A 14,805-nucleotide genomic window follows, 5' to 3' on the forward strand; every position below is an offset into this window, starting at 1 on the left:
GTTTGATTCCCGACTTCCTTGCTTGAGGGACAGCGCGAAGGGGCGGACCGCGGGGCGAACCAGGCCGGATGAAGTGGCGGTGTTCTGGCAGTGCGGATCTGTTACACGGTAGCAATGCAGAATCGAAAACCCCGGAAAATCGGGAAAACCCCCCGGAAATCCACGCATAGCGTGCTACATGAAGTTCATTCGGAACTGAGGTTAAGCAATTGAAAAATAAGGTTGAAAAATCAGCCCGCCTGAGCGTGGCACCCATGATGGATTGGACCGACCGCCACTGCCGCTACCTCCACCGGCTGCTAAGCCGCGAGACGCTCCTCTATACCGAGATGGTCACTGCACCCGCTTTGGTGCGGGGTGGGGCGTTGCATCTGCTGGATCACGACCCGTCGGAACATCCCGTGGCGCTGCAACTTGGCGGGTCGGACCCCGTAGAGCTGGCACAGGCGGCACGGTTGGGGGCTGAGGCAGGCTATGATGAGATTAACCTCAATTGCGGCTGCCCGTCTGACCGGGTGCAATCCGGTGCTTTTGGCGCGGTCTTGATGCAGCAGCCTGGGCTGGTGGCGGACTGTGTGGATGCCATGCGCGCGGCCTGCGATGTCGAGGTGACGGTGAAATGCCGCATCGGCGTGGACGATCAGAACCCTGAGGAAATCTTGCCCGAGTTCCTCGCGCGTATCGTGGCGGCGGGCTGCACCCGCGTTACGATCCATGCGCGCAAGGCGTGGTTGCAGGGGCTGAGCCCCAAAGAAAACCGTGATATTCCGCCATTAAACTATGATCTCGTGCATCAGATGAAGGGGCTGTTTCCGAACCTGCATATTTCGGTCAATGGCGGGATCACCTCGCTCGATCAGGCCGAAGCTTTTCTGGACGCCGGATTAGATGGCGTCATGGTGGGGCGCAGCGCCTATCATGCGCCGACCGATATCCTCGCCAGCGCGGACCGGCGCGTCTACGGGCGGGGTACTGACAGCAGTGCAGAGGCCGCGGTGCAGGGGATGTTGCCCTATATCGAGGCGCATCTGGCCGGCGCCGGGCGTTTGGGGCAGATCACCCGACATATGCTGGGGCTTTTTGCCGGGCGGCCCGGCGCGCGGCAGTGGCGGCGTATCCTGTCCGAAGGGGCGCATAAGCCCGGCGCGGGGCCGGAACTGGTTGAGGCCGCCTTGGCCGAGGTCGCCGCGGCGCAGGAAATCGCCGCGGCGGGGTAGGGTTAGACCGTGGGCTCTGCCACCGGGCGGGGCCGCAGCAGCGCCAGCGTGAGCAGGGCGGCCACCAGTCCGCAGGCCGCGATCGCCCCCAGCATCGGTGTGACAGTCCCGTCAAAAAACGGCCCGGCAAGCGCGATTGCAAGCCCACCTGCCACCATCTGCAAGGTGCCGCCCAGCGAGGAGGCCAGACCGGCAATATCGCCGTGATCGTCCAGCGCCACGACCATCACCGTCGGCACGACGACGCCAAGGCAGGCGTTGGCGCAGAACAGCCCCGCCATCACCACATAGAGGCCCGGATCCGTCGCCAACGCGGTGATAAAGATGGCTGACGAGAAAAAGACGAAGCCCGCCACACCGCGCCGCACAAGGCTGCGCATGCCCCAGCGTTCGCCCAGCCACCCCGCCAGTTGCGAGGCCGAGAAAAAGCCGACCGCGTTGACCGCGAAGGCCAGCGAAAACCCCGTCGGCCCCAGCCCGTATTGGCCGGTATAGACGAAGGGCGCGAAGGCGATGAAGACAAAGAATGACCCCATGGCAAAGCCGCCGATAAAGGTCAGCCCCATGAAAATCGGATCGCTCAGAAGCACTTTCGCCCCACGCCAAAGGTTGCGCGGGTTGATCCGCACGCGGCGTTTGACGGGCAGCGTCTCGGGCTGGGCGAGGGCGGTAAGTGCCAGCGCGGCGATGGCCAAAACACCCAAGGTTACGAAGATCGCGCGCCAATCGGCCAGCGCCATCACCGCGCTGCCCGCCAGTGGGGCTAACATGGGCGAGATCGAGATCACCAGCATCAACATCGCCATCAACCGCGTCGCCTGTGTGCCGGTGTATTGGTCACGGATGATCGCACGCGGCACCACCATCAGCACGGCGCCGCCAAGCCCTTGCAGAGCCCGCCAGCCGGTTAGTGCCGCCATCGTTGGCGCGAAGGCGGCCCCGAAGGAGGCGATCACGAACAGCACCAGCCCCACCATGATCGGCAGCTTGCGCCCCGCCTGATCGGCCCATGGGCCGTAGAAAAGCTGGCCCAGCCCGAAGGCGATGAAATAGGCGGTGATGGTCGCCTGTACCGCCGTCTCAGACGCGCCATAGCTGGCGGCGATGGCGGGCATGGCGGGCAGATACATGTCGATGGCGAAGGGGCCGACCAGCCCCAGCAACCCGAGAATGAGCGCTGAACGTAGCACGTGATGTCCTTTCGGATGGGATGGCCGGGGCCAAAGGGGCAAGGCGGCAAGCGAAGACCGATGTCTGGGGCCGACTTTCGCGCGCAACCTAACTCCGCTTGGGGGAAGTGCAACCCCGGCGTTATCGCTTGAACCCCCGGCGCGAAAGGGCTTGATAGGCACATCGACAGCCGGGAGGGGCCAGATGCCAGAGTTGAACGATCTTTTGCCGATGCTGGTGCTTATCGCCCTGATCGGAGGTTTTGCCGGGGTTTTGGCAGGGCTGCTGGGCGTCGGCGGGGGGATCGTCTTGGTCCCCGCGTTTTTCTATGCGCTGCAATCGCTCGGCTATGACGGGCCACAGCTGATGCAGATTTGCCTTGCGACATCGCTGGCGACGATCATCGTCACCTCTGCGCGTTCAGTCCATGCGCATAATAAAAAGGGCGCGGTCGATTGGGAAATCCTGCGCACTTGGGCGCCGGGGATCATGGTGGGGGCCATCTTGGGCGTGCTGTTGGTGGCGCAATTGCGCACCCAGACCCTTCAGGCGATCTTTGGCGGACTGGCGTTGATTGTCGGGCTCTACTTAGGGTTCGGGCGCAGCGATTGGCGCTTGGGAGAGACCATGCCGCGTGGCATCAAACGCGCCATCCTGTCGCCGATGGTCGGGTTTCTGTCAGTGCTGATGGGGATCGGTGGCGGCAGCTTTGGCGTGCCGCTGATGACACTTCATGGTCGGCCCATTCACCGGGCCGTGGCCACGGCGGCGGGCTTCGGGCTCTTGATCGCCGTGCCCTCGGTGCTAGCCTTTCTCTTCGTTGATATCGCGCAAAGCCGCCCGCCCTTGACCATCGGCGCGGTTAATCTAGGTGCCTTCGGGATCGTCGTGACAATGACGCTCATCACCGCGCCTTGGGGCGTGCGGCTGGCCCATGCGATGGACCCCAAGCCGCTCAAACGGGTCTTTGCCGTATTTCTGGTGCTGGTGGCGCTAAATATGTTGAGAAAAGCACTTTGGGGCTGAGTTGACCCGCTTTTGACCTTAAACCTGCCGGAATGTGAGATTCTCTGCCCAATTTCGGACAATGTTCATCAAATTGCCGCAATCTCGACACAAACAACTGGCTTATTGCCTTAACATACGCAGAATCATCCGAACCAAGGGACGTGACGAGATGCGCCGAAGCGGGACCAAAGCAATCATCCTCAAAGGGCAGGGCAGAGACCTCGCCTATTGGAAACCTGCGCGCCGGGGCCGTCGGGCGTTTCGCTTTGACGGAATGTTCACCCGTGAAACCAGCCTGACATTTGCCCGTGCCTCGGTGCCTGCGGCCAATTACAACGCGACCCCGATGGGGCTTCACGATGCCACGGATGGCGAAGCGGCTCTTATTTTCCTGAACCAGATCGTCCAGCGTCGCGGCGCCTAAGGCTGCGCTAGTCGCGTCGCCGCGCCAGTTTCGCCGCGCGGCCCCCGCGCCGTTTTGCGTGGGCGCTTTCACGTTGGGGCAATTCCGCCATGATGGTGCGGCGCTCCTCCACGCTCATTACCGACCAGCGGCCAATCTCATCAATCGAACGCAGACAGCCGGTGCAGAGCCGGCTTTCGGGGTGCACCACGCAGATGTTGATGCAGGGGCTTTCGACCTCATCGCGCTGCCAGACTTTCTTATTCACGGCGCATCACCTGCAGGCGGTCCAAAAGCCCCTGAAGGATATAGCCCGCGGCCACATGGTCGATCACCTCAGCGCGGCGTTTGCGGGTGGTGTCAGCCTCTAGCAGTGCGCGTTCGGCGGCCACGGTCGACAGACGCTCGTCCCAATAGGTGATGGGCAGCGGCGTGAGCCGGTCGAAGTTGCGGGCGAAAGCGCGGGTCGACTGGCAACGCGGCCCTTCCGAGCCGTCCATGTTGCGCGGCAATCCCAAAACCAGCCCACCGATACGGCGCTCGGCGATGATCTCGGCCAGACGCGCGGCATCCAGCCCAAATTTCTTGCGCCGCACGGTTTCCAGCGGGGTGGCGACGGATTGGAAGCTGTCGCTCACCGCGACGCCGATGGTCTTTTCGCCCAGATCGAGCCCGATCAGCGCCTGCATCGGGGGCAGGGCGGCGATGAAATCTGCCGTGTCGTCGTAAATCATCCTGCCACTCCTGCACGTTCTCCGGCGCTGCGGATCATGTCCAGCGCCGCATTATCGCCCGAGAAGACCTCAAGCGCGTTATCATAGACTGCGCGGGCTTGATCTGTGTCCCCCAAAACGCCCAGCGATGTGATCAGCCGCGCCCAGTCCTGCGGGGGGCCTCCTTCGCTGGCCAGACGATCCGACAGGCCAGCCACCATGCCGCCGATCATCTCCATCCGGTCGTCCGCGCTCATCTCGGAGGCGGCTTCGATGTCTTCGGCGGATGGCCCCCGCGCCGGCGCTCCGGTGCCGATCTGAGGCATTTCGTAATTCACCCCGGCAAGGCTGGCGACCTGCGAAATCTGCGCGCGGATCGGCTCGATCCATGCCGCATCCGCTGGCCCGCGCCGCAAAAGCGCGTCCCAAATGCGGAAACCGACATCCGGCCGCCCGGTCTGCACCATCATCAGGCCAAGGTAATAGCGTGCGCGGCCATCCTGCTCATCGCGGTTGAGCACTTCCCGCAGGGCGGTTTCCGCCTCGGGAGAGACATAGCCCCCCGCCGCCAGCACCAAAAGTTCGGCGTAATCTGCGATGTCCTTCGCAGTCCGGTCCGCGCCCTTGAGACGCAGCACATTGCCCTGCGCCTCGGCTGCGGCGGCGAAATTACCGACGCGGGCCTCGTTCTGTGCCAGCAGGGTCTGGCCCTGCAAATCTTCGGGCCGTTCTTTGACCGTGGCGCGAAGCTGTTGCATCAGCGCAAGGTAATCCGCGCTCAGCCCCTCGGTGCTGGGGCTGACAGGCAGGCTTTCCACCGCGCTTTGCTGGCTGGGGCGGTTGCGGCGCATGTCTTCGGCAAAGGCGATGCGGTCGGCCAGGGCAAGATCGCCATAGCCGGGCTGCCCCAGATGCCAGTAGAGCGCCAGTGATCCGGCACCCAAGGCCACGACCCCTGCGATCAGCACGACGGGCGCGGGCCGCGAGGTGTTTTGCTGGCCCCCATCTTGCGCCGCATCGACGGCAAGGATGCGGCGCGAAATCTCGGTGCGGATCCGGACGGCATCGGCCTCAGACACCACACCGCGGGCGAGGTCACGCTCGACCTCGTCCAATTGGTCGCGGTAGACCTTGAGGTCATAATCCGCCTGCGCGGGCAGGGGCGTATCCGCGCCGCGCCATGCGGCCCGCGCCAGAAAACCGCCCACGACAAGCGCCATCGCGCCAGAGAGAAACCAGAATATCATGGCCTCTACCTAACCTTTGACCGGCCCCGACAAAAGACCGCAAATGCCGCGCCCCCTGCGGCATTTTTCACCAATCGCGCCACATGTCGCAAAACCGCATCCAAATGCCGTGGTGGTCATTTCGAATATCTGCTCCTAGGCTCAGAAAAGACCTCAGCCGCCCGCGCGGCCCGAATCCTTGCCGGGAAGTGACGTGATGAAGAAATACTCCGTTTTCGCAGTGGCCCGAGAGGCCATGCGCCATCATACGGGCTGGACCCGCGCCTGGCGCGATGCGCAGCCCAAGAAACGCTATGATGTGATCATCGTCGGCGCAGGCGGGCATGGGCTGGCTACGGCCTATTATCTGGGCAAGAATTTCGGCATCACCAATGTCGCGGTGCTTGAGAAGGGGTGGCTCGGCGGCGGCAACACTGGGCGCAACACGACGATCATCCGCTCGAATTACCTGCAAGACCCCTCGGCTGCGATCTACGAAAAGGCGCGCAGTCTCTATGAGACGATGAGTCAGGATTTGAACTACAACGTCATGTTCAGCCCCCGTGGGGTGATCATGTTGGCGCAGACCGAACATGAGGTGCGCGGCTATAAGCGTACCGCACATGCCAACGCGCTACAGGGCGTCACCACCGAATTCATCGGGCCGGACCGCGTCAAACAACTGGTGCCGATTATCAACATCGACGGGCCGCGCTATCCTGTGCTGGGCGGGCTCTGGCAAGCGCGCGGCGGCACGGCGCGGCATGATGCGGTGGCTTGGGGCTATGCGCGGGCCTGCTCGGATATGGGCATGGACATCATCCAGAAATGCGAGGTCACCGGTGTGCGCCAGACGGGCGGCAAGGTCACCGGTGTCAGCACCACGCGCGGCGATATTGATTGCGACAAACTGGGCATGGTCGTGGCAGGGCATTCGGGGCAGTTGGCAAATATGGCGGGCTTCCGTCTGCCGATGGAAAGCGTGGCCCTGCAAGCGCTGGTCAGCGAGCCGATCAAACCCTGTATGGATGTGGTCGTGATGGCCAATACGGTGCACGGCTACATGAGCCAGTCCGACAAGGGCGAGATGGTCATCGGCGGGGGCACCGATGGCTACAACAACTACACCCAACGCGGCAGTTTCCATCATATCGAAGAGACGGTGCGCGCGCTGGTTGAGACCTTCCCGATGATCTCACGGCTCAAGATGTTGCGGCAATGGGGCGGGATCGTGGATGTGACCGGCGACCGCTCTCCGATCCTCAGTAAGACCCCGGTTGAGGGGGTTTTTATCAACGGCGGCTGGGGCACGGGCGGGTTCAAGGCGATCCCCGGCTCGGGCTGGGGTTTTGCCGAGCTGATGGCCAAAGGGCATTCACCGCTGACCGACGCCTTCGGGCTGGAACGGTTTGCCGAAGGCCGATTTATCGACGAATCCGTGGCCGCAGGGGTGGCCCATTGATGTTGCGGATCGGCCACAAATCGCTGATGCGTTGTATCGGGCGGAACGATTTCTCCCGCGCTGGAGTTGCCTGTTCAGACATTGAATATAACGGAGCTGAACAATGGCAACCCCGGATCACAACCGTACAGACCACGTCGATCACACCAACACCACCACGACCACAACCACGACCGATCGTGGCGGCAGCAGCGGCCTTGCCTTTATCGTTGGCGCGGTTGTCGTTGTCGTGGCTCTGCTGGCATATTTCCTCTTTGCAGGTGGCGACATCGACGGTGCGAATGACGTTAACGTCAACGTCGAAGGCGCAACCGAAAGCACAGGCGAAGCCATTGAGGGCGCAGCCGAAGGCACTGCGGACGCCGTCGAAGAGACAGCCACACCGACTGAGTAAACCGATCTTGGCCGCGTCCCCTGTGGCGCTGCCCTTTCACGACCGACGCCGTTCCGCGCTTTTGCGCCGGGGCGGCGTTTTGCCGTTCTCCATACGACAAGGAGCCTGCCCATGCTGATCCTCACCTGTCCTTGCTGTCATGTCACCGCCGAAGAGACAGAGTTTCACGGCGGCGGTGAAGCGCATCTGAAACGTGTCGGCCCCGGTGGCGCGGACGACGATTTCGAAACCTATCTGTTCATGCGCGAGAACCCGAAGGGGGTGCATCTGGAACGGTGGCGCCATGTCTATGGCTGTGGCAAGTGGTTCCACATGGCCCGTGATACCGCCACGCTTGAGGTCTTTGGCAGCTATGCGGCCCAGACCCTCGCCCCGCCCGATCACATCCGTGAGGCGATCCGCAAACGCCATCCCGACTGGCAGTGGCGCAGCGCCAACTAGCCCCGTTCGGTTCTGATCCCCGCACCGGCATCCCTCTTTCTTCAGCCCGCAAGGTTTTCCAAGATGAGCACAAGACTGGCCACAGGCGGCCGCCTGCTGAACAAAAGCAAACCGCTGAGTTTCACCTTCAACGGCAAGCAAATGCGCGGCTATGAGGGCGACACGCTGGCCTCGGCCCTGCTGGCCAACGATCAGGTGCTGGTCGGGCGCTCGTTCAAATACCACCGCCCGCGCGGCATCGTGACCTCCGGCCCCGAAGAACCCAACGGTTTGGTGGGGCTGGGTCAAGAGGGGCAGTTTGAGCCCAATGCCCGTGTTACCACAACCGAACTTCATGAAGGGTTGGAAGCGGCGAGCCAGAACCATTGGCCGAGCCTTGAGTTCGATGTCGGCGCCCTTAACAAGCACCTCAGCCGCTTTCTGCCCGCAGGCTTCTACTACAAGATGTTCATGCATCCGCGCCCGCTGTGGAAGCATCTCTACGAGCCGATCATCCGCCATTCCGCAGGCTTGGGCAAAGCGCCGAAGGCGGCGGATGCGGATACCTATGAGCATTTCCATGCCTTCTGCGATGTGCTGGTCATCGGCGGCGGGGTTGCGGGGCTGCAGGCGGCGCTGGCCGCGGGGCTGAGCGGCGCGCGGGTCATCGTGATGGAGCAATCGGCCCATTGGGGCGGGCGTGCGCCGGTCGATGGGGGCACGGTGGATGGCGCACCGGTTGAGACGTGGATCACCGCGACACTCGACCGCCTCCGCGGCATGGAGAATGTCGACCTACGCGACCGCACCATGGGCGCGGGTGTTTACGATCACGGCTATGTGCTGGGCTATGAGCGGCTACGCGATCATGCCCCCGAAGCACTGGGCCCCCGCCACCGGCTGTGGCGCGTTCGGGCCGGGCATGTGATCACCGCGACAGGCGCGATTGAGCGGCCTATGAGCTTTGCGGGCAATGACGTGCCCGGCGTGATGCTGGCCTCGGCCATGCGCGACTATGTGGCGAATTACGGGGTCTCGCCGGGGGACCGCACTGTTCTGGTCACAAATAACGACAACGCCTATCTCACCGCCATTGCGCTAAAACAGGCGGGGCTGGATGTGCCTGCCGTGCTAGATGCCCGGGTATTGCCGCAAGACAGCGAATTGGTCGCAAAGGCCAAGGCGCTCGGCATTCGGGTGGTCATGGGCCATGCGGTTTCCTCGGTTCAGGGGGGCAAGCGGGTGACAGGCGTGGCGGTCTGTTCGCAGGCGGGCGAAGGCGCGGTGCTGGAAGAGATTGCCTGCGACGCCGTCGCCATGTCGGGTGGCTGGTCGCCCGTGGTGCACCTGTGGTCCCATTGCGGCGGCAAGCTGACATGGGACAAGACGCATGCCTGTTTCCGCCCCGATCAGGACCACCCGCCCACCGGGGCGGATGGGCACGGTTTCGTCACGCCCGCCGGGGCTGCGGCTGGGGTCTTTGCGCTCGACGACGTGCTGCATGACGCCCACGCCGCCGCCGATGGGGTGGCCACCTCGCTCGGGTTCAAGATGCCGCGTGATTACACCTCGCCCGAGGCGCTGCGCCGCGAAGAAGCGCCGATGATGCCGGTCTGGCAAATGCCGCAGGGCGCCAGCGTCAAACTGCGGGAGAAGACCTTTCTCGATTACCAGAACGACGTCAAAGTTTCGGACGTGCGTCTGGCCGCGCAAGAGGGCTTCGTCTCGGTTGAACATGCCAAACGCTATACCACGCTCGGCATGGCCACGGATCAGGGGAAGCTCAGCAATATCAACGGGCTGGCCACGCTAGCAGGCGCGCTGGATGCCGAGATTCCCAAGGTTGGCACCACCACCTTCCGCCCGCCTTATCACCCGATCTCGATGGGGGCGATTGCGGGGTCGGCGCGGGGCGATACCTTCCAACCGATCCGTCGCACCCCGCTGCATGATTGGCACGCGGCCAATGGCGCGGTGTGGGAGCCGGTTGGCCAATGGCGGCGGCCCTATGCCTATGTGCAAAGCGGCGAAAGCACCCATGACGCGGTGATGCGCGAGGTAACGAATACGCGGCAAAACCTTGGCCTGCTGGATGCCTCGACACTGGGCAAGCTGATCGTGCGCGGCCCGGATGCGGCGCGTTTCCTCGACATGATGTACACCAATATGATGTCGACGCTGAAGCCCGGCAAATGCCGCTATGGGTTGATGTGCAATGAAAACGGTTTCCTGATCGACGACGGCGTGGTCGCACGTTTGGATGAGCAGACCTTCCTTTGTCACACCACCACCGGCGGCGCCGATAGCATTCACGCGCATATGGAAGAATGGCTCCAGACCGAATGGTGGGACTGGAAAGTGCATGTGGTCAACGCCACCGAACACTATGCGCAGGTGGCCGTGGTCGGCCCCAATGCGCGCAAGTGTCTGGAGAAGCTCGGCGGCATGGACCTGAGCCGCGAGGCGCTTGGCTTTATGGAATGGACCGAGGGCGAATTGGGCGGTTTCAAGGTGCGCGTCTTCCGCATCTCTTTCTCGGGGGAACTGAGCTATGAGATCGCGGTCGAGGCCGGGCAGGGGCAGGCCTTTTGGGACGCGCTGCTGATCGCCGGGCATGACTTGGGCGTGATGCCCTATGGCACGGAATGTCTGCACATCCTGCGCGCCGAGAAGGGCTTCATCATGATCGGGGATGAGACCGACGGCACGGTGATCCCCCAAGACCTTGGCCTGAACTGGGCGATTTCGAAGAAGAAAGACGACTACCTTGGCAAACGCGCCCAGCAGCGCAGCCATATGCAGGACCCGACACGCTGGAAGCTGGTGGGGCTGGAAACCACCGATGGCAGCACCCTGCCGGATGGCGCATATGCGCTTGGCGAAGGAGAGAATGAGAACGGGCAAAAGGTGATGCAGGGGCGGGTGACCTCGACCTATCATTCGCCGACGCTCGACCGCGGCATTGCCATGGGACTGGTGTTGAACGGGCCGGACCGGATGGGCGAAGTGCTGAGCTTCCCCGGCACCGACGGCAAAACCTATGAAGCGATGATCGTCGACCCGGTGTTTTATGATCCCAAAGGGGAGAAACAGAATGTCTGAACCTGTCACTGCGTTGAAGAACGCCCGCTACGCCTCTGGTATCGCTACGATTTCCGAAGTCGCCCCCTTGGGCATGATCACCATTCGCGGCGATCTGGATGCCCCCTATGTCCGCAAGGTGACCAAAAAACTCACCGGCATTGACCGCCCGGCGCGCGGGCAGTGCCAGTTCGAAGGCGCAGCCGGCGTGGCTTGGATGTCGCCCGATGAACTGCTGCTTTTCTGTCCGCACCCGCAGGTGCCAGAGGTGCTGGCGCGGCTACATGCGGCCTTTGAGGATACCCATGCCACGGCGGTGGATATCTCTGGCGCGCGGGCGGTGTTTCGCGTCGAAGGCCCCCATGCGCGCGAGGTGCTGGCCAAGCTCGCGCCGGTCGATCTTTCTCCCGGTCAGTTTACCCCCGGCATGTTCCGCCGCACCCGCATAGGGCAGGTGCCAGCGGCCTTTTGGTTGCGCGAAGACGGTGCCTTTGAAGCGATCTGTTTTCGGTCGGTCGCGCAGTATATGTTCGACCTGCTCAGTGTCGCTGCCCAGCCCGGCAGCGAGGTGGGCCATTTCCGAACGGCTTAAGTCGGGAGAAAAACTGACTATTTCGCTTGGAACGGATGTGTTTTGCAGACGTTGACCTTGACGTTGCCGCTTGATCCCCATCAAGTGGCCACAGCGAAATTCCCAAATGAGGAGGCCCAGAAATGGCTTTTGAACTTCCCGATCTCCCCTATGCCCACGACGCGCTTGCATCCAAAGGCATGTCCAAGGAAACGCTGGAATACCACCACGACAAGCACCACAACGCCTATGTGACCAACGGCAACAAGGCGATCGAAGGCACCGAGTGGGAGGGCAAGACCCTCGAAGAGATCATCAAGGGCACCTATGACCCGAATGCCGTGGCGCAGTCCGGCATCTTCAACAACATCAGCCAGCTGTGGAACCACAACCAGTTCTGGGAAATGATGAGCCCCGAAGACAACAAGCTTCCGGGCGACCTGGAAAGAGCGATCACCGAGAGCTTTGGTTCCGTCGACAAGTTCAAGGACGAGTTCAAAGCCGCAGGCGCGGGCCAGTTCGGCTCTGGCTGGGCATGGCTGGTGAAAGATAAAGACGGCAGCCTGAAGGTCACCAAGACCGAGAACGGCGTGAACCCGATCTGCTTTGACCAAACGGCACTGCTGGGCTGCGACGTGTGGGAACACTCCTACTACATCGACTTCCGCAACGCGCGCCCCGACTACCTGTCGAACTTCCTCGACAATCTGGTGAACTGGGACAACGTCGCCTCGCGCCTGTGAACAGGCTGCGGCGCGTCTGAGCGACGCCCGCGCTTGATGCGGGTGTTGCTCTCCCAGCCACCGACGTCCACGGCTGCGCCGCAGGCTGGGTGAACTGGGACAACGTCGCGTCGCGTCTGTCATGACCAACACAGCCTCCGGGCTGGCCCCAAGTGACAAACCGAACCCCGCAGCCTGCTGCGGGGTTTTTTCGTTGGAACCCAAGCCCCTTCGCGGATGTTTTTCCCCTGAGACTTCACGTCAATAAAGGAGGATAACATGGCCGAGCGGAAACGATCCAACGACGGGACCAAGGAAACGGAAAAATTCCTCTCCGAGACCGAAACGCCAGATCAAGGCGGCCGCGCCGGGGGTGACTTGCAAAAGGACGTGGGCACCCAAGACGCCATGCGCCGCGCCGAGAAGGGCGAAGACGGCGTGACCCGCGTCACCGGCGAAGACAAACGCAACCACGGAGAGCCTTCATGACCAAACTGAGCCAAGACACATGGGTGCTGATCGCGGATGGCGAAAAGGCCCTTTTCCTGCAAAACCACACGGACGGCGAAGATCCTTATCTTCAAGTCGTGCGCAAGGAAGAGCAGGAAAATCCCCCGGCGCGGGAACAAGCCGCCAACCGCCCCGGACGTATGAGCGACGGGCCCAGCGGGCACCGCTCCGCCTTTGACGACACGGATTGGCACGAGCTGGAAAAAGAGCGCTTTGCCAAAGACTTGGCAGACATTCTTTATAAACTCGCCCACAAGGGACGTTTCGAGCGGATCGTTCTGGTGGCGCCTCCGGCAGTGCTGGGGGATCTGCGCGATGATCTTCATAAAGAGGTGCGGAACAAGGTCGTGGGTGAGATCCCCAAAACGCTGACCAACCACCCCATTGATGAAATCGAAAAGATCGTGGCCGGGGAATTGGCCCAAGCCTGACTTTTCCCTTGGCGCGGGATTTGATTGCCTTCACAAGGAAGCAGTCTACCGCGCCAAGGATTTCCCATGACCGACACCACCAAGGGTTTCGCCGCCATGATCGCGGCCTGCTGCATTTGGGGGCTGTCGTCGATCTTCTACAAATTGCTGTCGCATGTGCCCGCCGCCGAGGTGCTCGCGCATCGCACCCTATGGTCGCTGGTGTTTTTCATAATCGTCCTGACGGTACAGCGGCGTTTGCGCGCGGTATTCGACGCGATGGCGGGGCCGCGAGGCTTTGGATTGCTCGCCTTCGCGGCCTTGGTGATCGCGACGAACTGGTATCTCTTCATCTCAGCGGTGCAAAGCGGGCAGGCGACCGAGGCCGCTTTGGGCTACTACATCTTCCCGCTGGTCTCCGTCCTGCTGGGGCGGCTGGTCTTTGGCGAGCGGTTGAGCCCTGTGCAGCTCTTCGCGGTCGGCTTGGTCACCCTGGCCGTCTCATTGCTCACCTATGGGCTGGGCACCGCGCCTTGGCTCGCTTTGGCGCTGGCGGCCTCCTTCGGGCTTTATGGGCTGGCGAAAAAGCGGTTGGCGGTGGGGCCGGTGGTCTCCGTCACGGCGGAGGTGCTGCTTTTGTCGCCTCTCGCGGTGCTCGTGCTGTGGCAAACGGGTGACAATGGGGCCGGGGCCTTTGGTGCGTCGTTTCGCGATACGGCGCTTTTGATATTGGCTGGGCCGATCACGGCTACGCCGCTGATCCTGTTCAGCTACGCCGCGCGGCGGCTGTCGATGGCGACGGCCGGATTGCTGAGCTACATCAACCCGACCTTGCAGTTTTTCTGCGCCGTGGTCCTGTTCCGCGAGCCTTTCACCGGCTGGCATGTGCAGGCTTTCGTGCTTATCTGGTGCGCGCTGGCGGTCTATTCCGTCAGCACCTTTCGTCAGGACAAGGCACGGCGCAGGGCGCTGAGAGCGGCATCGGCATCCGCCACCACGGTGACGTAATCCAATAACGTCGCATCGGCAAATCCATGGGCCACGACATGGTTCATCAGTGACATGAAAGGATCCCAGTATCCATTTGTGTTCACAAGGAAAATAGGTTTTTCATGCAGGCCCAACTGGCGCCATGTCAGCACCTCGAAAAGCTCATCCAGCGATCCCGCGCCACCGGGCAGAACGGCTACGGCATCGCAGTTCATGAACATCACTTTTTTGCGCTCGTGCATCGTCTCGGTCACGATGTAGCGGGTCAGGTCGGTCTTGCCGACTTCCCATGCGACAAGATGCGCGGGGATCACGCCGAAGGTGTCGCCGCCAGCCGTTTGGGCGGCACGTGCAACGCTGCCCATCAGGCCAACATCGCCAGCGCCATAGACCAGCCGCAGCCCGGCTTCGGCCAGACCACGGCCCAGCGTCTCGGCGTCCTGGGTGAAAGCATCGTCATCGCCGGGGCGGGAGCCGCAATAGACACAGACAGAATGTTGCATGGTAA

General features: G+C 62.4%; 17 protein-coding genes. 12 read left to right on the top strand and 5 right to left on the bottom strand.

Annotated elements, in window-relative coordinates; all coding sequences use genetic code 11:
- The first annotated feature begins 209 nt into the window (after positions 1–209).
- Positions 210–1,217, top strand: a complete 1,008-nt coding sequence (gene dusA / locus J3456_RS08945) for a tRNA dihydrouridine(20/20a) synthase DusA (RefSeq protein ID WP_349579849.1) — start codon at positions 210–212, stop codon at positions 1,215–1,217.
- A gap of 2 nt (positions 1,218–1,219) precedes the next feature.
- On the opposite strand, the gene J3456_RS08950 is transcribed toward dusA, so the two are convergent.
- Positions 1,220–2,407 carry a multidrug effflux MFS transporter gene (locus J3456_RS08950; RefSeq protein ID WP_349579850.1) on the bottom strand — a complete coding sequence of 396 codons (1,188 nt, stop codon included), beginning with the start codon at positions 2,405–2,407 and terminating at the stop codon, positions 1,220–1,222.
- Between the two features lie 184 nt (positions 2,408–2,591).
- Between J3456_RS08950 and J3456_RS08955 the strand changes: the two genes are divergently transcribed.
- Positions 2,592–3,413, top strand: a complete 822-nt coding sequence (locus J3456_RS08955) for a sulfite exporter TauE/SafE family protein (RefSeq protein ID WP_349579851.1) — start codon at positions 2,592–2,594, stop codon at positions 3,411–3,413.
- Positions 3,414–3,564: 151 nt separating this feature from the next.
- A complete protein-coding gene (locus tag J3456_RS08960) occupies positions 3,565–3,819 on the top strand; it encodes a hypothetical protein (RefSeq protein ID WP_349579852.1) in 255 nt (84 codons plus the stop codon).
- A gap of 7 nt (positions 3,820–3,826) precedes the next feature.
- On the opposite strand, the gene J3456_RS08965 is transcribed toward J3456_RS08960, so the two are convergent.
- Genes J3456_RS08965 through ccmI form a run of 3 tightly spaced genes read right to left on the bottom strand, consistent with a single transcriptional unit; the run spans position 3,827 to position 5,758 of the window.
- The gene (locus J3456_RS08965) at positions 3,827–4,066 is read right to left on the bottom strand and encodes a DUF1289 domain-containing protein (protein ID WP_349579854.1); all 240 of its coding nucleotides are present in this window, start codon (positions 4,064–4,066) and stop codon (positions 3,827–3,829) included.
- On the bottom strand, positions 4,059–4,532 hold the full coding sequence (gene ruvX, locus J3456_RS08970; RefSeq protein WP_349579856.1) for a Holliday junction resolvase RuvX: 474 nt from the start codon (positions 4,530–4,532) through the stop codon (positions 4,059–4,061). The genes J3456_RS08965 and ruvX overlap by 8 nt, the downstream gene beginning before the upstream one ends.
- Positions 4,529–5,758: a c-type cytochrome biogenesis protein CcmI gene (gene ccmI, locus J3456_RS08975; RefSeq protein ID WP_349579857.1), complete on the bottom strand. Its 1,230-nt coding sequence runs from the start codon at positions 5,756–5,758 to the stop codon at positions 4,529–4,531. The genes ruvX and ccmI overlap by 4 nt, the downstream gene beginning before the upstream one ends.
- Positions 5,759–5,954: 196 nt before the next feature.
- On the opposite strand from ccmI, the gene J3456_RS08980 reads away from it, so the two are divergent.
- From J3456_RS08980 to rarD, 9 genes are all read left to right on the top strand, one after another.
- On the top strand, positions 5,955–7,199 hold the full coding sequence (locus tag J3456_RS08980; protein ID WP_349579859.1) for a sarcosine oxidase subunit beta family protein: 1,245 nt from the start codon (positions 5,955–5,957) through the stop codon (positions 7,197–7,199).
- A 103-nt stretch (positions 7,200–7,302) separates the two neighbouring features.
- Positions 7,303–7,593, top strand: a complete 291-nt coding sequence (locus J3456_RS08985; protein WP_349579860.1) for a hypothetical protein — start codon at positions 7,303–7,305, stop codon at positions 7,591–7,593.
- A 111-nt stretch (positions 7,594–7,704) separates the two neighbouring features.
- A complete protein-coding gene (locus tag J3456_RS08990) occupies positions 7,705–8,034 on the top strand; it encodes a sarcosine oxidase subunit delta (RefSeq protein ID WP_349579861.1) in 330 nt (109 codons plus the stop codon).
- Positions 8,035–8,097: 63 nt separating this feature from the next.
- Positions 8,098–11,115 carry a sarcosine oxidase subunit alpha family protein gene (locus J3456_RS08995; RefSeq protein ID WP_349579863.1) on the top strand — a complete coding sequence of 1,006 codons (3,018 nt, stop codon included), beginning with the start codon at positions 8,098–8,100 and terminating at the stop codon, positions 11,113–11,115.
- On the top strand, positions 11,108–11,686 hold the full coding sequence (locus J3456_RS09000) for a sarcosine oxidase subunit gamma (protein WP_349579864.1): 579 nt from the start codon (positions 11,108–11,110) through the stop codon (positions 11,684–11,686). The genes J3456_RS08995 and J3456_RS09000 overlap by 8 nt, the downstream gene beginning before the upstream one ends.
- Positions 11,687–11,808: 122 nt before the next feature.
- Positions 11,809–12,408, top strand: a complete 600-nt coding sequence (locus J3456_RS09005; RefSeq protein ID WP_349579865.1) for a superoxide dismutase — start codon at positions 11,809–11,811, stop codon at positions 12,406–12,408.
- A 258-nt stretch (positions 12,409–12,666) separates the two neighbouring features.
- On the top strand, positions 12,667–12,876 hold the full coding sequence (locus tag J3456_RS09010) for a hypothetical protein (protein ID WP_067630683.1): 210 nt from the start codon (positions 12,667–12,669) through the stop codon (positions 12,874–12,876).
- Positions 12,873–13,328, top strand: coding sequence for a host attachment family protein (locus J3456_RS09015; protein ID WP_269346047.1), 456 nt, complete (start codon positions 12,873–12,875; stop codon positions 13,326–13,328). The genes J3456_RS09010 and J3456_RS09015 overlap by 4 nt, the downstream gene beginning before the upstream one ends.
- 66 nt (positions 13,329–13,394) lie before the next feature.
- A complete protein-coding gene (gene rarD / locus J3456_RS09020) occupies positions 13,395–14,315 on the top strand; it encodes an EamA family transporter RarD (RefSeq protein WP_349579866.1) in 921 nt (306 codons plus the stop codon).
- Here rarD and J3456_RS09025 read toward each other — a convergent pair.
- Complete coding sequence (locus J3456_RS09025; protein WP_259949174.1) at positions 14,252–14,800, bottom strand: LOG family protein; 549 nt, start codon at positions 14,798–14,800, stop codon at positions 14,252–14,254. The genes rarD and J3456_RS09025 overlap by 64 nt on opposite strands.
- Positions 14,801–14,805 lie beyond the last annotated feature (5 nt).

Source organism: Sulfitobacter sp. NFXS29 (assembly GCF_040148765.1).
In the GTDB taxonomy this organism is placed as follows: domain Bacteria; phylum Pseudomonadota; class Alphaproteobacteria; order Rhodobacterales; family Rhodobacteraceae; genus Sulfitobacter.